At 68.8% G+C, this 20,579-nt stretch carries 18 protein-coding genes; 8 read left to right on the forward strand and 10 right to left on the reverse strand.

Annotated elements, in window-relative coordinates; translation table 11 throughout:
- Nucleotides 1-83: 83 nt before the first annotated feature.
- Nucleotides 84-491 carry a hypothetical protein gene (locus AC1D1T_RS18200; protein WP_052213067.1) on the reverse strand — a complete coding sequence of 136 codons (408 nt, stop codon included), beginning with the start codon at nt 489-491 and terminating at the stop codon, nt 84-86.
- Nucleotides 492-667: 176 nt separating this feature from the next.
- Between AC1D1T_RS18200 and AC1D1T_RS18205 the strand changes: the two genes are divergently transcribed.
- The 4 genes from AC1D1T_RS18205 (at nt 668) to AC1D1T_RS18220 (ending at nt 7,935) form a co-directional block, all read left to right on the forward strand.
- Nucleotides 668-2,209 carry a methyl-accepting chemotaxis protein gene (locus AC1D1T_RS18205; protein WP_477842660.1) on the forward strand — a complete coding sequence of 514 codons (1,542 nt, stop codon included), beginning with the start codon at nt 668-670 and terminating at the stop codon, nt 2,207-2,209.
- A gap of 158 nt (nt 2,210-2,367) precedes the next feature.
- Nucleotides 2,368-4,944, forward strand: a complete 2,577-nt coding sequence (locus AC1D1T_RS18210) for a 2-oxoglutarate dehydrogenase E1 component (RefSeq protein WP_477992265.1) — start codon at nt 2,368-2,370, stop codon at nt 4,942-4,944.
- Between the two features lie 54 nt (nt 4,945-4,998).
- Complete coding sequence (locus AC1D1T_RS18215; protein WP_477826687.1) at nt 4,999-5,661, forward strand: HAD-IA family hydrolase; 663 nt, start codon at nt 4,999-5,001, stop codon at nt 5,659-5,661.
- A gap of 126 nt (nt 5,662-5,787) precedes the next feature.
- Nucleotides 5,788-7,935 carry an RICIN domain-containing protein gene (locus AC1D1T_RS18220; RefSeq protein ID WP_477992266.1) on the forward strand — a complete coding sequence of 716 codons (2,148 nt, stop codon included), beginning with the start codon at nt 5,788-5,790 and terminating at the stop codon, nt 7,933-7,935.
- 4 nt (nt 7,936-7,939) lie between these two features.
- On the opposite strand, the gene AC1D1T_RS18225 is transcribed toward AC1D1T_RS18220, so the two are convergent.
- The 7 genes from AC1D1T_RS18225 to cyoA form a co-directional block, all read right to left on the reverse strand.
- Nucleotides 7,940-8,479, reverse strand: a complete 540-nt coding sequence (locus AC1D1T_RS18225; protein ID WP_047511669.1) for a response regulator transcription factor — start codon at nt 8,477-8,479, stop codon at nt 7,940-7,942.
- Nucleotides 8,466-9,860 (reverse strand): ATP-binding protein, encoded by a 1,395-nt coding sequence (locus AC1D1T_RS18230; protein ID WP_477828007.1) that lies wholly within the window; start codon nt 9,858-9,860, stop codon nt 8,466-8,468. Before AC1D1T_RS18230 ends, AC1D1T_RS18225 begins: the two co-directional genes overlap by 14 nt.
- The gene (locus AC1D1T_RS18235) at nt 9,844-10,584 is read right to left on the reverse strand and encodes an SURF1 family protein (protein WP_477992267.1); all 741 of its coding nucleotides are present in this window, start codon (nt 10,582-10,584) and stop codon (nt 9,844-9,846) included. The genes AC1D1T_RS18230 and AC1D1T_RS18235 overlap by 17 nt, the downstream gene beginning before the upstream one ends.
- Before the next feature lie 68 nt (nt 10,585-10,652).
- Entirely contained in the window at nt 10,653-11,039 is a 387-nt protein-coding gene (gene cyoD, locus AC1D1T_RS18240; protein WP_047511671.1) for a cytochrome o ubiquinol oxidase subunit IV, read from the reverse strand.
- Nucleotides 11,036-11,668, reverse strand: coding sequence for a cytochrome o ubiquinol oxidase subunit III (cyoC, locus tag AC1D1T_RS18245; protein WP_465112427.1), 633 nt, complete (start codon nt 11,666-11,668; stop codon nt 11,036-11,038). Before cyoC ends, cyoD begins: the two co-directional genes overlap by 4 nt.
- On the reverse strand, nt 11,661-13,664 hold the full coding sequence (gene cyoB, locus AC1D1T_RS18250; RefSeq protein WP_465112428.1) for a cytochrome o ubiquinol oxidase subunit I: 2,004 nt from the start codon (nt 13,662-13,664) through the stop codon (nt 11,661-11,663). The genes cyoC and cyoB overlap by 8 nt, the downstream gene beginning before the upstream one ends.
- A gap of 9 nt (nt 13,665-13,673) precedes the next feature.
- Nucleotides 13,674-14,771: a ubiquinol oxidase subunit II gene (cyoA, locus tag AC1D1T_RS18255; protein WP_477843125.1), complete on the reverse strand. Its 1,098-nt coding sequence runs from the start codon at nt 14,769-14,771 to the stop codon at nt 13,674-13,676.
- A 178-nt stretch (nt 14,772-14,949) separates the two neighbouring features.
- Here cyoA and AC1D1T_RS18260 point away from each other — a divergent pair, with 178 nt between their 5' ends.
- Entirely contained in the window at nt 14,950-16,308 is a 1,359-nt protein-coding gene (locus tag AC1D1T_RS18260) for an MFS transporter (protein WP_465112429.1), read from the forward strand.
- Here AC1D1T_RS18260 and AC1D1T_RS18265 read toward each other — a convergent pair.
- Nucleotides 16,286-17,800, reverse strand: a complete 1,515-nt coding sequence (locus tag AC1D1T_RS18265; RefSeq protein WP_477843127.1) for a C13 family peptidase — start codon at nt 17,798-17,800, stop codon at nt 16,286-16,288. The two genes, AC1D1T_RS18260 and AC1D1T_RS18265, sit on opposite strands and share 23 nt — an antisense overlap.
- A 47-nt stretch (nt 17,801-17,847) precedes the next feature.
- Nucleotides 17,848-18,738, reverse strand: a complete 891-nt coding sequence (locus AC1D1T_RS18270; protein ID WP_477992268.1) for a LysR family transcriptional regulator — start codon at nt 18,736-18,738, stop codon at nt 17,848-17,850.
- Between the two features lie 110 nt (nt 18,739-18,848).
- Here AC1D1T_RS18270 and AC1D1T_RS18275 point away from each other — a divergent pair, with 110 nt between their 5' ends.
- The 3 genes from AC1D1T_RS18275 to AC1D1T_RS18285 form a co-directional block, all read left to right on the forward strand.
- On the forward strand, nt 18,849-19,601 hold the full coding sequence (locus tag AC1D1T_RS18275; protein WP_465112432.1) for an SDR family NAD(P)-dependent oxidoreductase: 753 nt from the start codon (nt 18,849-18,851) through the stop codon (nt 19,599-19,601).
- Between the two features lie 103 nt (nt 19,602-19,704).
- On the forward strand, nt 19,705-20,214 hold the full coding sequence (locus tag AC1D1T_RS18280; RefSeq protein ID WP_477843175.1) for a cytochrome C: 510 nt from the start codon (nt 19,705-19,707) through the stop codon (nt 20,212-20,214).
- A 72-nt stretch (nt 20,215-20,286) separates the two neighbouring features.
- On the forward strand, nt 20,287-20,579 hold a 293-nt coding region (locus tag AC1D1T_RS18285), incomplete at its 3' end, for an NAD(P)/FAD-dependent oxidoreductase (protein ID WP_477992269.1).

Consider the following 20,579-nt stretch of genomic DNA (forward strand, 5'->3'; position numbering starts at 1 on the left):
CCCGCGCGCTGTCCCCCGCGCGCTGTCCGGCAGCGCCGCCGTCGCCCTCGCGGGCAGCGTGCCGGCGCGTGCGCGCGAGCGGGCTAGCGCATTGTTTGCGGCCGAAGCCTCGCACTGAGGCCGACGCCGACGGCGGTGCCCACCGGCTCGAAGCCGACCTCCAGCACGCAGCAGCCGTTCCAGGCGCAGAGCTCCTCGCTGGTGGCGGATTGCTGCGCCAGCTTCTGCCCCGTGTCGTCCGACACCAGGTACCGGCCTTCGCGCGTGAAGCCGCTGGCATTCGCCCAGTTGTAGAAGCCGATGCAGGCGTCGGGGCTGACGGTGAGATAGCGCAGGCTGTTGCTCACCTGGTAGTACACCGAGCCGTTGTACGGACACGGCTCCAGCAGCAGCGCACGCCGGATGTCGGGCACCAGCACCGCCCACTCGGCGCAGTTCTCGCCCAGCCATCCGACATGCGTCCCCTGTCGCCACAACGACAGGCGGAACACGGTGGGGATGGAGGGCAGGGGCCCGGGCGGGTCGGAACACATGTTTCACACTGTGACCGATAGCGCCGAAATTGCGGCTGAATTGGCCTGAAATGTCCTGAATTGGACTCAGTCCCGCGCCTTCATTGTCGATAACCCTGAAGCAATTCACGTCGCAACGTTCAGGGAGTAAAAAGATGAATCTGTCGAACCTCAAGATCGGTTCGCGTCTCGCGCTGGCCTTTTCGGTCGTCATCGCGCTGCTGCTGGTGATCCTCGGCGTCGCCACCTCGGTCCTCAACGGGCTGAGTTCGGTGATGGACAGCGTGGTCGACGACCGCTATGCGCAGATTGCGCTCGCCAACAAGATCAAGACCAAGGGCGACCACGGCGCCGTGACGATCGGCCGCATCCTGCTGTCCACCAACCCCGATCAATTGAAGAAGTACATGGACGAGTACGCCTCGATCCGTGCGGCGAACACGCAGAACCTCGCCGATTTCGAGAAGCTGCTGCACACCGACGAGGACAAGGCGCAATTCGAGGAGCAATCGAAGGCGCGCAAGGAGTACGGCGTGGTCGTGCGCAAGGTCTTCGACCTGATGGCTGCCGGCAAGCGCGACGAGGCGATGGTCGTCTACCAGGACGAGATGGCCGCGCCCCAGGCGCGCTACTACGCGCTGATCGACAAGATGGTGGCCCGCCAGTCGCAGAGCATGCTTGACGACGTGGCCACCGCGAAGGGCAGCTCGCGCACCGCGAAGCTGCAGATGGTGGGTGCCTCGGTGCTCGCCGTGCTGCTGGGCGTGCTGACGGCCTGGACCATCACGCGCTCCATCACCCACCCTATCCAGCGCGCGATCGAACTGGCCGAGTCGGTCGCCGCAGGCAACCTGACCTACAAGGTCGAGGTGCACAGCAAGGATGAGGTGGGTCGGCTGATCCTGGCGCTGCAGCACATGGTCGACAGCCTGCACCGCATCGTCTCCGAGGTGCGCACCGGCGCCGACACGATTTCCACCGCGGCGCACGAGGTGTCGCAGGGCAACACCGACCTGTCGGCACGCACCGAGCAGCAGGCGAGTGCGCTGGAGCAGACGGCGTCGGCGATGGAGCAGCTGACCGCGGCCGTCAAGCTCAGCGCCGACAGCGCGGGCCAGGCCAACCAGTCGGCGATGTCGGCCTCGACCGTCGCGACGCAGGGCGGCCAGGTGGTCGGCCAGGTCATCGACACGATGAGCACGATCTCGACCTCGTCGAAGAAGATCGCCGACATCATCGGCGTGATCGACGGCATCGCGTTCCAGACCAACATCCTGGCGCTGAACGCCGCCGTGGAAGCGGCGCGCGCCGGCGAGCAGGGCCGCGGCTTTGCAGTGGTGGCCAGCGAGGTGCGCAGCCTCGCGCAGCGCAGCGCGACGGCCGCCAAGGAGATCAAGTCGCTGATCGACGCCTCGGTCAACCAGGTCGACGAGGGCAGCAAGATGGTCGAGCAGGCCGGCGTGACGATGAAGCAGGTCGTCAGCAGCATCAAGCGCGTCAGCGAGATCGTGGCCGAGATCAGCGCATCAAGCCGCGAGCAGAGCATGGGCATCGAGCAGGTCAACAGCGCGATCCTGCAGATGGACGATTCCACGCAGCGCAATGCGGCGATGGTCGAGCAGGGCACCGCCTCGGCACGCGCGCTGCAGGACCAGGCGAAGCAGCTGACGCACGTGGTCCGCTCGTTCGCCCTTTGACGACGCGAGATTCCGGGATCCAGTGAGGCCGCGCCATCCGTGGCGCGGTGTGAGAGGAGACGGTCGATCGGACGGCAGGCACCACCAGAGTGCTGACCCGTCCTGTTCAGTTCCGCGCAGTACATCTCCATCACCTTTCTGTCAGGGAGGACGGAATCTTGATCACTTCGTTTCACGAGGACGCACAGCTGCGTCCGGCCCGGCTCACGCCGGAAGTCCACCGCTTCGTCGAGGCACACCGCGCGCACGGGCACCGCCATGCGGCGCTCGACCCGCTCGGGTTGTCGCGGCCGCTCGACGTGCAGGGCCTGTCGCTGCAGCGCTTCGGGCTGTCGCCGGGCGATGCGTTGACGCATGACGAAACCCCGTGGCTCGGCGCGCGCGATGCGCATGAGCTCGACCGGCGCTTGAAGGCCGCGTACTGCGGACCGCTCGCGCTGGATGCGTCGGCCGTGCGCGACGACGCGCGCCGCGCGTGGCTGCAGGCCCGCATGGAAGCCTTGCCGGCGGCCACGTCGCCGGACACCGGGCTGCTCGACCGCCTGATCCAGGTGCAAGCCTGGGAGCACCACCTGGCGCGCCGTTTTCCGCATGGCAAGCGCTTCTCGCTCGAAGGCTGCGAGGCCTTGCTGCCGCTGCTCGATGCGCTGCTCGAACGCGCTGCATCGCACGGCGTCGCCGAGGTGTTCATGGGCATGCCGCACCGCGGCCGTGTCAACGTGCTGGTCAACCTGCTGGGCCTGCCGGCGGGCGAGGTGATGGACTACCTCGATCCGCAGGCGCACGATCCGCAGCAGCACCTCGACCTCGTCTACCACCTGGGCGGCCGCCGCCGCATCGCGACGCGGCACGGCGAGATCGCGCTGACGCTGGCCCACAACCCCTCGCACCTGCAGAGCGTGTACCCGGTCGTGGCCGGCATGGCGCGCGCGAGCCAGGTGCGTGGCGGCGACAGCCACGCGATGGCGATCGTGCTGCACGGCGACGCCGCGTTCGCGGGGCAGGGCGTCGTGATGGAGACGCTCGCGGTGACGCAGAAGCCGGGCTATGCGGTCGGCGGCCTGGTGCATGTGATCATCAACAACCAGCTCGGCTTCACCGAACCGAACGCGATGGACGCGCAGGCCGCACGCTATTGCACCGACGTGACACGCATGGCGGACGCGCCGGTGCTGCGCGTGAATGCCGATGCACCCGAGCAGTTGCAGCGCGCCGCGCAGATCGCGCTGGCGTACCGCGCGCAGTTCGGCACCGACATCGTGATCGACCTGATCGGCTACCGCCGGCTCGGCCATTCCGAGCACGACATGCCGGCGTTGAGCAGCCCCGGCACCTACCCGCGCGCCGAGCTGAAGCCCTCGGTCGTCGAGGTGCATGGCGCGGCGCTGGTGGCGGCCGGGATGGCGAGCGAGCCGGAGATGGCGTCTTACATCGCCGCCGGGCGTGCCGCGGCGATCGAGGCGTTCTCGGCCAGGCAGCCCGCGGGTGCAGCCGGGACGGCGGCGAACACCGTCGTGGCCGGCGAAGCGCAGCCGCACGCGGCCTGGTCGCGCGAGCGCCTGCAGGCGGCGGTGGCGGCGATGACCGCGCTGCCGGGCGGCTTCCAGCCGCACCCGGCGATTCACACGCTGGTGCAGCAGTGGTCGCATGCGGCGGGCAGCGACGCTGCGCGCATCGACTGGTGCTTCGCCGAGAACATGGCCTATGCCTCGCTGCTCGGCGCCGGCACCGACGTGCGCGTGTCGGGCCTGGACGTGCGCCGCGGCACCTTCATGCACCGCCATGCGGTCTGGCACAACCAGGCGGCGACGGGGGCCGGCGAGTTCACGCCGCTGCAGCAGGTCGCAGCAGGCGGTGCGCGCTTCGACATCGTCAACTCGGTGCTGTCGGAAGAGGCGGTGCTCGGCTTCGAGTACGGCTACAGCGTGGAGGCCGGCGCGCAAGGCAGCGGCAGCAAAGGCCGCGGCCTGACGATCTGGGAGGCGCAGTTTGGCGACTTCGTCAACGGCGCGCAGGTGTACGTCGACCAGTACATCAGCGCCGGCGAAGCGAAGTGGGGCTGCCGCTCGGCGCTCGCGTTGCTGCTGCCGCACGGTTACGAAGGGGTCGGGCCGGAGCATTCGAACGCCTTCCTCGGCCGCTTCCTGCAGCTGTGCGGCGGCGACAACCTGCGCGTGGCTTTCCCGTCGACCTCGGCACAGTGGTTCCACCTGCTGCGCCGGCAGGCGCTCGATGAGCAGGCCAAGCCGCTGGTCGTGATGACACCGAAGGCGGTGCTGTACGGCGAATCGGCCTCGCATTCGACGGTCGGCGAGCTGTTGACGGGTGGTTTCGAGCCGGTGCTCGACGACGCCGCGGCGGCCGATGCGTCGCAGGTGACGCGCGTCATCCTCTGCAGCGGCAAGCTGTACTACGACCTGCACAGCGCCCGCGTGGCGCAGGGCCGCAACGATGTCGCGATCGTGCGGCTCGAGCAGCTGTACCCGTTCCCGCAGGCCGGGCTGGTCGCGGTGCTGCAGCGCTATCCGCAGCTGCGCGAGCTGGTGTGGGCGCAGGAGGAAACCCGCAACCAGGGCGCCTGGGCGTTCGTGCGCGACGATCTCGCCGAGGCCTGCCCGCGCGGGGCCGTGCTGAGCGAGGTGTCGCGCGCGGTGACGGCGGCCGGCGCGGTGTCGTCGCAGGCGGTGCACCAGCGGCAGCAGCAGGCGCTGGTGGCGCGGGCGCTCGGCGGCTGAGACCGCGGCCACACGCGTTACCCTGGGGCTCCTTCCACGAGTCCCAGGGCCGCCATGACCCCGCCGTACGCCGACCGCCGCTTCGCCGCCTTCCTGTTCGACATGGACGGCACGATCCTCAGCTCGATCGCGGCAGCCGAGCGGGTCTGGGCCGGCTGGGCGGCGCGGCACGGGCTGGACGTCGCCGCCTTCCTGCCGACCATCCACGGCCGGCGTGCGGTGGAGACGATCCGCCAGCTCGCGCTGCCCGGTGTCGACGCGCAAGCCGAGGCCGACGAGATCACGCGCCGCGAGATCGACGACGTGGCCGGCATCGATGCGATCGCCGGTGCCGCTGCCTTCCTGGCCGCGTTGCCGGCCGATCGCTGGGCCATCGTCACCTCGGCGCCGCGCGCGCTCGCGCTGCGCCGCATCGAGGCCGCGGGCCTGCCGCTGCCGGCCGTGATCGTGACCGCGGACGATGTGGTGAACGGCAAGCCGGCCCCCGATGGCTTCCGCCTCGCGGCGCAGCGGCTGGGCGTGGCGGTCGAGGCCTGCCTCGTCTTCGAGGACGCGCCGGCCGGCATCGCGGCCGCCGAGGCGGCGGGCGCCGCGATCGTCGTGATCACCGCCACGCACACGCATCCAATCGCAACACTGCACCCGCAACTGCCGGGCTACGGCGCGATCACCGTCACGCCCGGACCGGCCGGCACGCTGCAGCTCACGCACCGCTGACGCCACGGTTGCAGGCGGTGACAACCCCGCCGCCCGATCGAGGGTTTGCCCGAGGATGATCCGCGCCCCGGCCCCGAAGAATCCCGGACTGGAAACGTTTCCACTTTCTTCCACTCCAGTCCGACCATGAAACTCCTTTCACGCCTTGCCTCGCGGTTTGCCCTGCTGCCCGTGGCTGCCCTCGTGCTGGCCGGCACCGCCGCCGCCCACAGCAGTTTCCTGAAGGTCGACGGCCGCCTGGTGCGCAACCAGAACGGCACCGGCGACCCGATCTACCTGCGCGGCGTGAACCTCGGCGGCTGGCAGGTGCACGAGACGTGGATGTCGCCGCTCGCCGGTGCGAGCGACGACTACACGATGCGCAAGACGCTGAGCCAGCGCTTCGGCGATGCGGGCCGCGATGCGCTGATCAACGCCTACCAGGACAGCTACCTGCAGGAGAAGGACTTCAGGATCCTCAGCGAGCTCGGCATGAGCGCGGTGCGCCTGCCGATCTACTACCTGAACCACATGAACGAGGATGGTTCGTGGAAGCGCGATGCCGCCGGCAGGATCGACTTCCGCCGCATCGAGTGGGTGGTGGCGATGGCGAAGAAGTACCGCCTGTACGTGATCCTCGACCTGCACGGCGCGCCGGGTTCGCAGAACGGGGCCGACCACAGCGGGCGCATCGGCGGCTCGGGCCAGCTGTGGAACAACACGACGTTCCAGAACCAGGCGCTGACGTTCTGGCGCGAGCTCGCCACGCGCTTTCGCAACGAGCCGACCGTCGCCGGCTACGACCTGCTGAACGAGCCGTCGCTGAGCTACCCGTCACCGGCGACGCGCCCGGTGCTGGACATGTACAACCGCTTCTACAACGAGATCCGTGCGGTCGACCCGAACCACATCGTGATCATGGAAGGCATCTGGGACTGGACCGCGATCACCCGGCCGTCGGACTACGGCTGGACCAACGTGATCTACGAGTTCCACTACTACAACTGGGGCAACGACTCGAACTACCAGGCGCAGGCGAGCTTCACCGACAGCAAGATCGCGCAGGAGAAGCAGTACCTGTCGTACAACGTGCCGCACTACGTCGGCGAGTTCATGCTGTTCAACCTGCAGAGCAGCTGGGACTACGCGCTGGGCAAGTACAACGCGGCCGGCTGGCACTGGACGAGCTGGACCTACAAGGGCACCAACGTCGGCAACTGGGCGCTCTACAACAGCACCAACGCCAGCGCCAACACGCCGAACGTCGCGACCGATTCGTACGCGACGATCGAATCGAAGTGGCGCAGCTGGGATGTCGAGAAGAACATGGCGCCGAACACGATGCTGACCGGTGTGTTCAAGGCGGCGCTGACCGGCAGGAACAGCCTGATCCGCAACCTGCCGTACGAAGGCAACTGGCGCGCCATCGACAGGCTCGAGGCCGAGAACTTCTATGCGCAAAGCGGCGTCAGCTTCGACGCGGCCGGCGTCGGCAGCTTCGATGCGGGCGACTGGCTGCGCTACATCGACGTCGACTTCGGCAGCGGCGTCGACCGGCTGAAGCTGCGGCTCGCGGTGGATGCGGCCTATGCCGGCAAGCAGATCGAGCTGCACCTCGACAGCCCGACCGGCGCGCACGTCGGCACGGTCACGGTGCCGAACACCGGCGGCTGGACCACCTTCCAGGAGGTCACGACGCCGATCCAGCGCAGCAGCGGTGTGCACAACCTCTACCTGGTGGCGAAGGGCGGCCTGGGCGTCGCCAACCTCGATTGGCTGCAGTTCGAGGACTCGACCGGCACCAACACGCCGACGAATCCGCCGACCAACCCGCCCACGAATCCGCCGACCAATCCCACCACCGGCCCGGTCTCCGGCCAGACCTATGCGATCGTCGCGAAGCACAGCGGCCGTGCCCTCGACGTGCGCGAGCGCGCCACGACCGACGGCGCGGCGCTGCAGCAATGGAGCTACGGCGGCAGCAGCAACCAGCAGTGGGTCGCGCAGGGCAGTGGCAACGGGCTGTGGCAGCTGCGCTCGGTGGCGAGCGGCAAGTGCGCCGACATCACCGGCGTCAGCACCGCCAACGGCGCGGTGGTGCAGCAATGGACCTGCACCGGCGGCGCGAACCAGCTGTTCAAGCTGGAGGACCAGGGCGGCGGCTACTTCTACCTGCGCGCCTCGCACAGCAACAAGTGCCTGGACGTGAGCAACGTGTCGACGTTGGATGGCGCGGCGATCCAGCAGTGGGATTGCGCCGGCGACAACGCGCGCTGGATGTTCCGCGCGCCGTGAGGTGCTACTTCACCTGCTGCTTGCCCAGCTTGCGCGCCAGCGTGCGCCTGTGCATGCCCAGCCGCCGCGCCGTCTCGGAGATGTTGAAGCCGGTCTCGGCCAGCGTCTCGTGGATGCGTTCCCACTCCAGYGTCTTGATCGAGCTGGCGCGGTTCGTCAGCTCGACCTCGGTGGTGCCGGCCGCGCGGCCGAACGCGGCCTCGATGTCGTCGGTGTTCGACGGCTTGGCCAGGTAGTGGCAGGCGCCGAGCTTGATCGCCTCGACCGCGGTCGCGATGCTCGCGAAGCCGGTCAGCACGACGATCAGCATCTTCGGGTCGTGCGCATGCAGGGCCTGCACGCAGGCCAGCCCCGAGGCATCGCCATTGAGCTTCAGATCGACGATCGCGAAGCCCGGCGACCCGGCCTGCAGCGCGGTGCTCACGTCTTCGAGGCTCGCGGCGAGCGTGACGTGGTAGTCGCGCCGCTCGAACGAGCGCCCGAGCGTGCGCGCGAACGAGGCGTCGTCCTCGACGATCAGCAGGCGGCGTTCAGCGTTGTCCATGGCTCTCGCTCACTTCCTCGTCATCTTCTTCGGGTTCGTCTTCGGGCTCCAGCACGATCGCCGACAGTGGCAGCGTGATCTTGACCATCGCGCCGCCTTCCGGCCGGTTCGCGGCCTCCACCGTGCCGCCGATCGTGCGCGCCACGTTGACCACCAGGAACAGCCCGAGCCCGCCGCCCGGCCGGCCCTTGGTCGAGCGGTAGGGCTGGCCCAGCGTTTCCAGCAGGCCGGGTGCGAAGCCCTTGCCGGCATCGGTCACCGTCAGGGTCAGCGCGTCGCCGGCACGCTCGACATCGAGCCGCAGCCACTGCGGCGAGGCCTCCAGCGCGTTGTCGAGCACGTTGCAGATCATCTGCTGGATCGCCGAATCGGACACCATCGGCAGGTCGTCGCCGAAGCGGTTCTCGTACGCGAAGGCCTTGACCGGCCGCGTGCGGCGCCAGTCGCGCACCAGCTCGTCGAGGAAGGTCGCGAGCGTGGTCGCCTCCGACGATTCGCCGCGCGCCTCGCCGGCCGTCAGCAGGATGCCGCTGACGATCGCCTTGCAGCGCTCCAGCTGCGTCTGCATCTCGACCACCTCTTCCAGCAGCTCGGGGTCGGAGCTGAAGTGCGGCAGCCGGCGCCAGTCGCCGAGGATCACCGCCAGCGTCGCGAGCGGCGTGCCCAGCTCGTGCGCCGCGCCCGAGGCGAGCAGGCCCATGCGGACGATGTGCTCCTCTTCGGCGGCACGCTGGCGCAGGTCGGCCAGCCGCGCATCGCGGGCGCGCAGGTTGCGCTGGATGCGGGTGATGAAGGTGACCAGCAGCGCCGCGTTCAGCGCGAAGCACAGCAGCAGCCCGAGCACGAACGGGCTCGACAGGCCGCGCACGTGGTCGAGCGGGATGTCCAGCGGCCGGTAATACAGCCCGAGCCCGGCGAAGCAAACGCTGGTGACGACCACCAGCACCCAGGTGTAGCGGGGCTTCAGCAGCACCGCGCCGAGGATCACCTGCAGCAGGTACAGGAAGGCGAACGGATTGGTCGCGCCGCCGCTCAGGTACAGCTGGGCGGTCAGCATGCCCACGTCGACCAGCAGCGCGACCAGCAGCTCCACGTGCAGCACCGGCCGCCGGTTGCGCAGCCGCAGCACGCTGACCAGGTTGAACGCGACCAGGCAGTACAGCACCGCGAGCATGTGCTCCAGCGGAAGCCGGATGCCGAAACCGAAGTGCACGGTGGCGATCGTGGCGACCTGGCCGACCACCGCGATCCAGCGCAGCTGGATCAGCTGCTGCATGTTCTTCAGGCCGGCATCGGCAACGCCGACGGTCGTGGTGACCCACGGCGCGGGCGGGCCGATGGTGATGTGCTGCGGCGGGATGGAGTCAGCCGTGAGGGGCATCGTGGGGGACTGCGCTGGCGGAGGCCTGGGAGAGCGGATTCTCCCTCGACCAGCGGCCGCCGGGTCGCAGCATCCACGCCGCCCCTGCCACCATCGCGGCGAGGCCGAACCAGGTGAGGGCGTAGACGAGGTGGTTGTTGTGGAAGCTGACGACGGTCAGGCCGCCGACCGGCCACGCGTCCGAGCCTGCATCGGCGTCGACGAAATAGGGGGCGGCGTTCGGGATCCCTCGCGCCGCGGCGATGGCCGCCACGTCGCGCGAGAACCAGCGGCCGGCAGCGGGATCGTTGTGGCGCAGGAAGCCGCCGCGCGGCTCGGTCAGGCGCAGCAGGCCGGTGAGGGCGACCTCGCCGTCGGGGCGCGCGGCGAGGGCTTTCGATCCGGTGGTGACGAAGCCGCGGTTGACCAGCACGCTGCGGCCGTCGGCCTGCTGCAGTGGCGTCAGCAGCCACCAGCCGGGGCCTTGCTCGGTGACGGCCTGCACGAGCGTCTCTTGCGTGTGCAGGAAGCGGCCGTGCAGCACGACGTGCCGGTATTCATCGGCCGCCGCGGTGACGGGCCCGGCGGGCGCCTCGACCGGCGCCGCACGGACCCGCTGCTCGACCCGCTCGATCAGGTCCAGCTTCCAGGCCAGCCGCTGCACCTGCCAGGTGCCGAGTGAAATGAAAACGGCGGCCAGCAAGCCGGCCGCCGCGAGAAGCACTCCCAACCCAGCGGCCCCCATGGAACCGGCTTTGCCGGGCCATCGGGGGCGCCCCCCCGGGGGGGAGGCGCGAAGCGCTTCGGGGGGGGTCAAGGTCTGACCCGCATGTCGTGCATCGTGGGCATCATGTTGCTGTTCATGTGGAACATCACCCACAACGAACCGCTCAGCGTGATCACCACCAGCACCAGCGTGAAGATCAGCGCCAGCATCGTCCAGCCGCCTTCCGAGCGGGCGTTCATGTGCAGGAAGTACACCATGTGCACGACGATCTGCACCGCGGCGAAGCCGAGGATCACCAGCGCGGTGGTGCTGGAGTTGTTGAACGCCTTGCCCATCACCAGCCAGAACGGGATCGCCGTCAGGATCACCGACAGGATGAAGCCGGTGGCGTAGCCCTTCAGCGTGCTGGGAGCGTGGCCGCTGTCGTGACCGTGGTCATCGTGGTGATCGTGATCGTGGTCATGTGCGCTCACGGCAGCACCCCCATCAGGTAGACGAACGTGAAGACGCCGATCCAGACGACGTCCAGGAAGTGCCAGAACATCGACAGGCACATCACGCGGCGGCGGTTCGGCGCGGTCAGCCCGTGCTTGCCGAGCTGGAACATCAGCGTGACCAGCCAGACGATGCCGAAGGTGACGTGCAGGCCGTGCGTGCCCACCAGCGTGAAGAACGACGACAGGAACGCGCTGCGCTGCGGGCCGGCGCCTTCGTGGATCAGGTGCGCGAACTCGTACAGCTCCAGGCTCAGGAAGCCCAGGCCGAACAGCCCGGTGACGCCCAGCCACACCAGCGTGGCGCGCAGCCGCTTGCGCTGCATCTCGAGCACCGCGAAGCCGTAGGTGATCGACGACAGCAGCAGCAGCGAGGTGTTCACCGCCACCAGCGGCAGGTCGAACAGGTCGGCGCCCGACGGGCCGGCCGCGTAGCTGCGGCCCAGCACGCCGTAGACGGCGAACAGGCACGCGAAGACCAGGCAGTCGCTCATCAGGTAGAGCCAGAACCCGAGCAGGGTGCCGTTCTCCGGATGGTGTTCCTCGCGCAGGTAGTAGCGCGGCGCGGTCGGGTCGACCGCGGCAGGGTTCAAGGTGAGATCAGACATGGGCAGCGAGCATCTGGGTGCGTGCGTTCTCGGTGCGGACGACTTCATCCGCGCCGATGTGGAAGTCGCGCTTGTAGTTGAAGGTGTGGACGATGATCGCCGCCATCATCGCGACGAAGCCGAGCACGGCCGGCAGCCACATCTGCCAGATCATCGCGAAGCCGACCGCCGCCGCGAGGCCGGCGATGATGAAGCCGGCGCCGGTGTTCTTCGGCATGTGGATCGGGATGAAGCCGTCGGTCGGGCGCTCGAACTTGTTGGCCTTCATGTCGTACCAGGCGTCGTTGTCGTGCACCACCGGCGTGAACGCGAAGTTGTACGACGGCGGGGGCGAGGCGGTCGACCACTCGAGCGTGCGGCCGTCCCACGGGTCGCCGGTCACGTCGCGCAGCTGTTCGCGCCGCATGAAGCTCACCACCAGCTGGATCAGGAAGCTGCCGATGCCGAGCGCGATCAGGAACGCACCGAACGCGGCGATCACGAACCAGATCTGCAGCGACGGATCCTCGAAGTGGCTCAGGCGGCGCGTGACGCCCATCAGGCCCAGCACGTACAGCGGCATGAACGCGAAGAAGAAGCCGGTCTGCCAGAACCAGAACGAGCACTTGCCCCAGAACGGATCGAGCTTGTAGCCGAAGGCCTTCGGGAACCAGTAGGTGATGCCGGCCATCAGCCCGAACAGCACGCCGCCGATGATCACGTTGTGGAAGTGCGCGATCAGGAACAGGCTGTTGTGCAGCACGAAGTCGGCCGGCGGCACCGCGAGCAGCACGCCGGTCATGCCGCCGATCACGAAGGTGATCATGAAGCCGACCGTCCACAGCATCGGCACCTCGAAGCGGATGCGCCCGCGGTACATCGTGAAGAGCCAGTTGAAGATCTTCGCGCCGGTCGGGATCGAGATGATCATCGTCGTGATCCCGAAGAACGAGTTCACGCTCGCCCCCGAACCCATCGTGAAGAAGTGGTGCAGCCACACCAGGTACGACAGGATGGTGATCACGACCGTGGCGTACACCATCGACGCGTAGCCGAACAGGCGCTTGCCGCTGAAGGTGGAGACCACTTCCGAGAAGATGCCGAAGGCCGGCAGCACCAGGATGTAGACCTCGGGGTGGCCCCAGATCCAGATCAGGTTCACGTACATCATCGCGTTGCCGCCGAGATCGTTCGTGAAGAAGTTGGTGCCGGCGTAGCGGTCGAGCGAGAGCAGTACCAGCACCGCCGTCAGCACCGGGAAGGCGGCGACGATCAGGATGTTGGTGCACAGCGAGGTCCACGTGAAGACGGGCATCTTCATCATCGACATGCCGGGCGCGCGCATCTTGACGATGGTGGCGATCAGGTTCACGCCCGACAGCAGCGTGCCGACCCCCGCGATCTGCAAGGACCAGATGTAGTAATCGACCCCCACGTCAGGGCTGTACGCGATGCCCGACAGCGGCGGGTAGGCCAGCCAGCCGGTGCGCGCGAACTCGCCGACGAACAGCGAGGCCATCACGAGGCCGGCGCCGAAGGTGGTCATCCAGAAGCTGAAGTTGTTCAGGAACGGGAAGGCCACGTCGCGCGCGCCGATCTGCAGCGGCACGACGAAGTTCATCAGCCCGGTGACCAGCGGCATCGCGACGAAGAAGATCATGATCACGCCGTGGGCGGTGAAGATCTGGTCGTAGTGGTGCGGCGGCAGGTAGCCGAGGTTCTCGCCGAACGACACGGCCTGCTGGGCCCGCATCATCACCGCGTCGGCGAAGCCGCGCAGCAGCATCACGAGGCCCAGGATCACGTACATGATCCCGATCTTCTTGTGGTCGATGCTGGTGAACCATTCGCGCCAGAGGTAGCCCCACAGGCGGTAGCGGGTGAGCAGCGCCACCATGCCGACGCCGCCCAGGCAGACGGCGACGAAGGTGACGAGCAGGATGGGCTCATGGAGCGGGATCGCGTTCCATGAGAGGCGGCCGAAGACGAGCTTCGTCAAATCGAGGTGATCGAGCATCGGTGCGACTCAGTTCTGGGTGCTGGCGTTCTGCGCGGCGCGCAGAACGGGTTGCGTGCCGGTCGGGTCGGCCACCGTGCACAGCGCGGCGGCGACGTAGTAGGTGCGGGGCGTGGCGCCGTTGGCGTCGGAGGTGTGGCCTTCTTTCTCCTTGACGCCGTCGATGCCCTGGCGGCCGAGGCCGCCGCCGGCGTCGATCGCCATCATCTCGGACATGCACATCTTCGAGGTGTCGACGCAGCGGTTCAGGATGGCGTCGTACAGGCCCGGCGCGAAGCTCGCGTAGCGGCGCACCGGCTCGCGCTCGCTCGGCTTCTCGAGCTGCAGGTAGTCGGCGCGGGTGAGCTCCTTGGCGTCGGCGCGGGCGGCCTGCACCCACTTGTCGAACCCGGCGTTGTCCACGCCGTGGAAGCGAAAGCGCATGTGCGAGAAGCCGGCGCCGCTGTAGTTGGCCGAGAAGCCTTCGTAGTCGCCCGGCTTGTTGATCACCGCATGCAACTGGGTCTGCATGCCCGGCATCGCGTAGATCATGCCGGCCAGCTCGGGGATGTAGAACGCGTTCATCACCGATGACGCGGTGATCTTGAACTGGATCGGCCGGTCGACCGGCGCGGCCAGCTCGTTGACGACGGCGATGCCTTGCTCGGGGTAGATGAAGAGCCACTTCCAGTCGAGCGCGACCACCTCGACCACCAGCGGCTTCACGTCGGCGGTGACCGGGCGCTTCTCGTCGATGCGGCTCAGCGGGCGGTACGGGTCCAGCGTGTGGGTGCTGATCCAGGTGATCGCGCCCAGCGCGATGATGATCAGCAGCGGCGCCGCCCAGATCACCAGCTCGAGCTGCGTGGAGTGGTCCCAGTCGGGTTCATAGCGGGCCGCGCGGTTGGAAGCGCGGTAGCGCCAGGCGAAGGTCACCGTCAGCGCGATCACCGGAACGATGATCAGCAGCATCAGCCAGGTGCTGACGATGATCAGCTTGCCTTGCTGGGCGGCGATGTCGCCGGAGGGGTTCAGCAACACGGTGTTGCAGCCGGCCAGCAGCCCGGTGAGGAGCAGGGCGGGGGCCAGCAGGAGCCGTCGGCTCAGGGGCTGTTTGTGGGGTGGCATGCCAGGTTCTGGTAGGAGGGGCGCGCAAAATGCTTCCAACCGGCGCCCGATGGGCCGAGAATCTACGTTCAACGGCCCGGCTCGGGCATTGGACGTTTTGTCCTATCGCCTCCGGAACCCGGCCGTGGGAACCTCCAAGGTGCTCAAGACAATGCCCAAGACAGCGGACTGAAGCTTCATGACGACTTCCTCTCTGGATCCGAAACATCCGCATCCGACGACCGAAGACATCGGTCGAGACACCCGCCGGCTGCATGCCGCCCATGATGCGAAGGTCGCGCCCGGCGAGATCGCCATCGGCGTGATCATCGGGAGGTCATCGGAGTATTTTGACTTCTTCGTGTTCGGGATCGCGGCAGTGCTCGTGTTCCCGTCAGTGTTTTTCCCGTTCGAAAAAGGCCTCGAAGGCACGCTGTGGGCCTTCACGATCTTCTCGTTCGCGTTCATCGCGCGCCCGATCGGCAGCGTGATCTTCATGGCGATCCAGCGGCGCTACGGGCGCGAGGCCAAGCTGACGATCGCGCTGTTCCTGCTCGGTTCGTCGACCGCCGGCATGGCCTTCGTGCCGGGCTACCAGAGCATCGGCTTCACGTCGATCGTGCTGCTGTCGATCTTCCGCGTCGGCCAGGGGCTGGCGCTGGGCGGCGCCTGGGACGGCCTGCCGTCGCTGCTGGCACTGAACGCGCCGAAGAACCGCCGCGGCTGGTACGCGATGCTCGGCCAGCTGGGCGCGCCGATCGGCTTCGTGATCGCGAGCGGGCTGTTCGCCTTCCTGTACGCGAGCCTGAGCTCCGAGGATTTCCTGACCTGGGGCTGGCGCTATCCGTTCTACGTGGCGTTCGCGATCAACGTGGTGGCGCTGTTCGCGCGGCTGCGCCTGGTGGCCACCAATGAATACGCGAAGCTGCTCGACGCGCACGAGCTCGAGCCCACCAGCGTCGGCGAGCTGGCCCGCACGCAGGGCTCCACCATCGTGATCGGTGCGTTCGCGGCGCTCGCGAGCTATGCGCTGTTCCACATCGTCACGGTGTTCCCGCTGTCGTGGATCAAGCTGTATTCCACGCAGTCGATCAGCGAGTTCCTCGCGGTGCAGATGGTGGGCGCCGGCATTGCCGCGCTGGGCATCATCGCGTCGGGCAGCATTGCCGACCGGTTCGGCCGCCGCACCACGCTGGGCACGCTGGCCGCGGCGATCGGGGTGTTCAGCGGCTTCGCGCCGACGCTGCTGGGCGGCGGGCCGCTCGGGCAGGACGTCTTCATCCTGGTCGGCTTCGCGCTGCTCGGGCTGTCGTACGGCCAGGCGTCGGGCGCGGTGACGTCCAACTTCGAGACGCAGCACCGCTACACCGGCGCTGCGCTCACGTCCGACCTGGCCTGGCTGGTCGGCGCGGGCTTCGCGCCGCTGGTGGCGCTGGGCCTGTCGGCGCACTTCGGCCTCGCGTACGTCAGCGTCTACCTGTTGTCGGGTGCGGCGGCCACGCTGATCGCGCTGAGCGTCAACAAAGCGATGGAGATCAAGGACTCCGCGGCCGGCTGAGCCGGGCCGAGGCGGCGAGCTGAGCCTCCAGCGCCGCGAGCGTTGCCCGCATGCGCTCGCCCATCGCGATCTGCGGGTTCGAGTAGCCGTCGGTCTTGCCGGCTTCCTTCTCGCGCTGCTCGATGCGCGTGCGCGCGGCGGCATGCGCCTCCTCGAACGACCAGGTCGTGCGCATCCCTTCGTCGTACATCGCGCGGCCGAAGAAGGTCAGCGGCGAGCGGCGGCCGCAGCCGTACGAGGTGTGGTCGGCATCGGCCGCGGTCATCACCAGCGTGTCGGGGTCCGAGAGCGGCGCGATCCAGCTGCCCGAGAAGCAGGCCGACACCGAGATCACGCGGTGGCGGATGCCCGCCGCATCGAGCCAGCCCTTCAGCATCGCCGGCGTGACCGAATCGACCTCCAGCGGCCAGAACGACGACGCGAGCTGCCCGTCGCGTGCGCCGTGCGAGGTGAGGTGCAGGAACAGCACGTCCTCGTCGCGGTCCATCAGCGCGGCCATGCGCGTGATCGCGCGCTGCAGGTTCACCGGCGTGGCCCACGGGAATGCGGCCGGGTCGTCGTGGTGGCTGACCAGCTGCAGCGCGCGGCCGGCGCTGTCGAAGCGGGTCGTCATCACGTCGGTCACCATCGCGCTCTCGCGGCGGAACACCTCCTCCTCGGCGTCCGGCGCAAAGGTCAGCGTGTAGACGTCGATCGTGCCCTTGCGCTGCGACGCGATGGCCTGCAACTGCGTCTGCAGCAGCTGCGATTGCTGCTCGACCAGCTCCTGCGTCAGCTTGAAGCGCGGCGCATCGTCTTCGCCCTCGGCGGTTTCGGCACGGGCCGGGTACCAGTAGGTGGCGCGGTTCAGCCATTGATTGGCCACGAGCACCGCTGCGACGACCAGGAGCGCGCCCAGGCGCGGCGCCAGCCGCGTGCCGGTGCGCCACAACAGCACCGCCTGCGCGAGGAACAGCCAGCCGAGCGCGAGCCACCACAGGCCCCACGCCAGCCAGCCGCCCGCGCCGGCGCTGCCGTACACCCCGCCGCGGGACATCGGCACGAACAGCAGCGCCAGCACGACCAGCATCGGCAGGCCCTGCGCGCACAGCATCGCGAACAGCGCAGCGGCGTCGGGCTCGCTACCGTCACCGTCGTGCCGCGGCGCGCGCACCAGCCACCAGCAGGCCCAGGCCAGCAGCACCGCCCCCATCCAGTGCGACGACAGCAGCGTCGGCCAGTAGAACGAGGCGGGTCCGGTGATGAGGAGTCGCCCGACCCCCACGCCGAGCACGAACGGTACGAGGAAGAGGCAGGCCGTGATGGCTGGCGTGGCACGCAGGCCGCTCCAGTCGGCACGCATCAGCAACGCGGTGCGGATGCCCTGGAGCCACCAGGCGCCGAGCGCACCGCGGGGCAGCTGAGGGGGCGGGGCCGATGCTGCGTCGTGAGTTGCGTCGTGCGGTGCGTCGGCGTTCGGTTCGATCGAGTCGTTCAGTCCGTTGTCGGTCATTGGTGGTGTTCTCCCAGGCGGACGAATCTACCAAACGACCTCGACATTCAATCTGACGAAATCATGGACAACGCGATGAATTCGCCGAGCGCCCGCGCCGCAGGCCTGGCGGCCCGGCCGGCCGGGAACACCGCGTGCAGCTCCGTCGAGCCCAGGTCCCATGCCGGCAGCACCTGCTGCAGCCGGCCGGCCTCGAGCTCGGCACAGCAGCCCCAGTGGCCGCTCATCGCGATGCCCAGGCCGGCCACCGCCGCGGCGGTGGCGCCTTCGTTGACGGTGACCATCAGCCGGCTCTGCACGCGCACGACCAGCGCGCGGCCGTCGAGCGACATCGCGATGCCCCGCGACGTGGGGCCGACCGGCCCGGCGATGAAGCGGTGCGCGGGCAGGTCGTCCGGCTGTTGCGGCGTGCCGGCGCGCGCCAGGTACGCCGGCGAGGCGACCAGCATCCGCGGCGTCGCACCGAGCCGGCGCGCGGTCGCGACGGAATCCGCAAGCTCACCGAAGCGCAGCGCCACGTCGACGCCTTCATGCACCAGGTCCTGCCGCTGGTCGTTCATCAGCAGCTCGATGCGCAGCGCCGGGTGCCGTTCGGTGAAGGCCGGCAGCCGCGGGATCAGCTCGCGCACGCCGAAGCTCGCGGCCACGCCGACCCGCAGCACGCCGCGCAACTCGCCGCTGCCGCGCGCCGCATGGTCGGCCTCGTCGAGCGAGTCGAGGATGGCCTCGACGCGCACCAGGTAGTCGGCACCGGCCTCGGTGAGCGTGACGGCGCGGGTCGTGCGCGTCAGCAGCGCGACGCCGACCTCGCGCTCCAGCTCGCTGACGATGCGCGAGGCCGAGGGCTGGGAGAACCCCAGTTCGCGCCCGGCGCGCGAGAAGTTGCCGCTGCGGGCGACGCGGGCGAACAGGCGCAGGGCGACGAGACGGTCAGTCATTTGGCTGGCGAATATAACTTAGAGGATCAGAGCGGCTACCGGCCACAAGGCGAATCAAACACCATTCGTTCCGACGCCAGCAGGGCGCCAGCAACAACAGGAACAGAACCATGAGCAAGCTGAACAACAAGGTGGCCGTCGTGACCGGTGGCTCGAAGGGCATCGGGGCGGGCATCGCCACGGCACTGGCGGGCGCCGGTGCCGCGGTGGTCGTGAACTACGCGAGCAGCCGGGCCGGTGCCGACGCGGTGGTCGCGCAGATCGCGAAGCAGGGCGGCCGCGCGATCGCGGTGCAGGGCGACGTGTCGAAGCCGGCCGACGTGAAGCGGCTGTTCGCCGAGGCCAAGCGCGCCTTCGGCAGTGTCGACGTGCTGGTCAACAATGCCGGCGTGTACCGCTTCGGTCCGCTGGACGCGATGAGCGAGGACGACTACCGCACGCAGTTCGACACCAACGTGCTCGGCACGCTGCTCGCGTCGCAGGAGGCGGCACGGCACTTCGGCGCCGCCGGCGGCAGCATCGTCAACATCGGCTCGATCGCGAGCACCGCGCGCATGCCGGGCGCCTCGGTCTACTCGGCGACCAAGGGCGCGGTCGATGCAATCACGCGGGCGCTGGCGATCGAGCTGGCGGGGCGCAACATCCGCGTCAACACGATCGCGCCGGGCGCGACCGCGACCGAAGGCCTCGCGACGATGGGCGTGACCGAGGGCTCCGACATGCAGAAGGCGATGCTCGCGGCGATTCCGGCAGGGCGCTTCGGCCGGCCGGATGACATCGGCGGCCTGGCGGTGTTCCTCGCGAGCGACGATGCGCGCTGGATCACCGGGGACCGCATCACCGCATCGGGCGGGCAGTACTGATCCCGGCGCCGACCCATACCGACATCGAATGGAACCCGATGCGTCCGCGTGGCGCGTCGGGTCGTAGGTGCAGCTTCCAACCACTCTTTGTCGACGCATTCCGATGAGAACTTTCCTGCTGACCTCCGCCGCGGCCGTGCTGGCCGGCCTGTCGATCGCGGCCTCTGCCGCACCGCCTGCCAAGGCCGATCCCGCCTCGCAGATCGAGCGCGGCCGCTACCTCGTGAAGATCGGCGGCTGCAACGACTGCCACACCGTCAACTACGGCGAGACCGGTGGCAAGGTGCCGCAGGCGCAATGGTTGACCGGCAGCCCGCTCGGCTGGAGCGGCCCGTGGGGCACGACCTACGCGCCGAACCTGCGCAACTACTTCAGCCGCGTGACGGCGGACCAGTGGGTGAAGGTGGCGCACACGATCGAGACGCGCCCGCCGATGCCGTGGTTCGTGCTGCGCGATTTCAGCGAGCCCGACCTGCGTGCGATGCATGCCTTCATCGCCTCGCTCGGTGCGAAGGGCGGCGAGTCGCCGGCGTACCTGCCGCCTGGCCGCAAGGCGAGTGGCCCGGTCGTGGTGTTCCCGGAGCCGCCGCCGGGGGCCGTTCCCGGCAAGTGATCCGGGCAGGTGATGCGGGCGGGAGACAATGCGGGCCCTTCTCCGCTGTGTCTCTTGCACATACCCCCGCCCATGCCTGCCATCGCCACCACTGCCAATGTCGTGATCATCGGGGGCGGGCCGGCCGGCCTGATGGCGGCCGAGCGCCTGGCGGCCGGCGGCGTGCAGGTCGACCTGTACGACGCGATGCCCTCGGTCGGCCGCAAGTTCCTGCTGGCCGGCAAGGGCGGGCTGAACCTGACGCACAGCGAGCCGTTGCCGGCCTTCATCGGCCGCTACGGCGCGCAGCAGGCGCAGGTGGCGCGCTGGCTCGATGCGTTCGGGCCGCAGCAGCTGCGCGAGTGGGTGGGCGGGCTCGGCGTCGA

This window comes from Rhizobacter sp. P2_H3 (genome assembly GCF_056403355.1).

Excerpts from the sequence above, each read along its gene's own strand:
- AC1D1T_RS18205 (WP_477842660.1), top strand. The coding sequence starts at position 668 with ATGAATCTGTCGAACCTCAAGATCGGTTCGCGTCTCGCGCTGGCCTTT.
- AC1D1T_RS18215 (WP_477826687.1), top strand. The coding sequence starts at position 4,999 with ATGACCCCGCCGTACGCCGACCGCCGCTTCGCCGCCTTCCTGTTCGAC.
- AC1D1T_RS18220 (WP_477992266.1), top strand. The coding sequence starts at position 5,788 with ATGAAACTCCTTTCACGCCTTGCCTCGCGGTTTGCCCTGCTGCCCGTG.
- AC1D1T_RS18230 (WP_477828007.1), bottom strand. The coding sequence starts at position 9,860 with ATGCCCCTCACGGCTGACTCCATCCCGCCGCAGCACATCACCATCGGC.
- AC1D1T_RS18235 (WP_477992267.1), bottom strand. The coding sequence starts at position 10,584 with ATGGGGGCCGCTGGGTTGGGAGTGCTTCTCGCGGCGGCCGGCTTGCTG.
- cyoC (WP_465112427.1), bottom strand. The coding sequence starts at position 11,668 with ATGTCTGATCTCACCTTGAACCCTGCCGCGGTCGACCCGACCGCGCCG.
- cyoB (WP_465112428.1), bottom strand. The coding sequence starts at position 13,664 with ATGCTCGATCACCTCGATTTGACGAAGCTCGTCTTCGGCCGCCTCTCA.
- cyoA (WP_477843125.1), bottom strand. The coding sequence starts at position 14,771 with ATGCCACCCCACAAACAGCCCCTGAGCCGACGGCTCCTGCTGGCCCCC.
- AC1D1T_RS18260 (WP_465112429.1), top strand. The coding sequence starts at position 14,950 with ATGACGACTTCCTCTCTGGATCCGAAACATCCGCATCCGACGACCGAA.
- AC1D1T_RS18265 (WP_477843127.1), bottom strand. The coding sequence starts at position 17,800 with ATGACCGACAACGGACTGAACGACTCGATCGAACCGAACGCCGACGCA.
- AC1D1T_RS18270 (WP_477992268.1), bottom strand. The coding sequence starts at position 18,738 with ATGACTGACCGTCTCGTCGCCCTGCGCCTGTTCGCCCGCGTCGCCCGC.
- AC1D1T_RS18275 (WP_465112432.1), top strand. The coding sequence starts at position 18,849 with ATGAGCAAGCTGAACAACAAGGTGGCCGTCGTGACCGGTGGCTCGAAG.
- AC1D1T_RS18280 (WP_477843175.1), top strand. The coding sequence starts at position 19,705 with ATGAGAACTTTCCTGCTGACCTCCGCCGCGGCCGTGCTGGCCGGCCTG.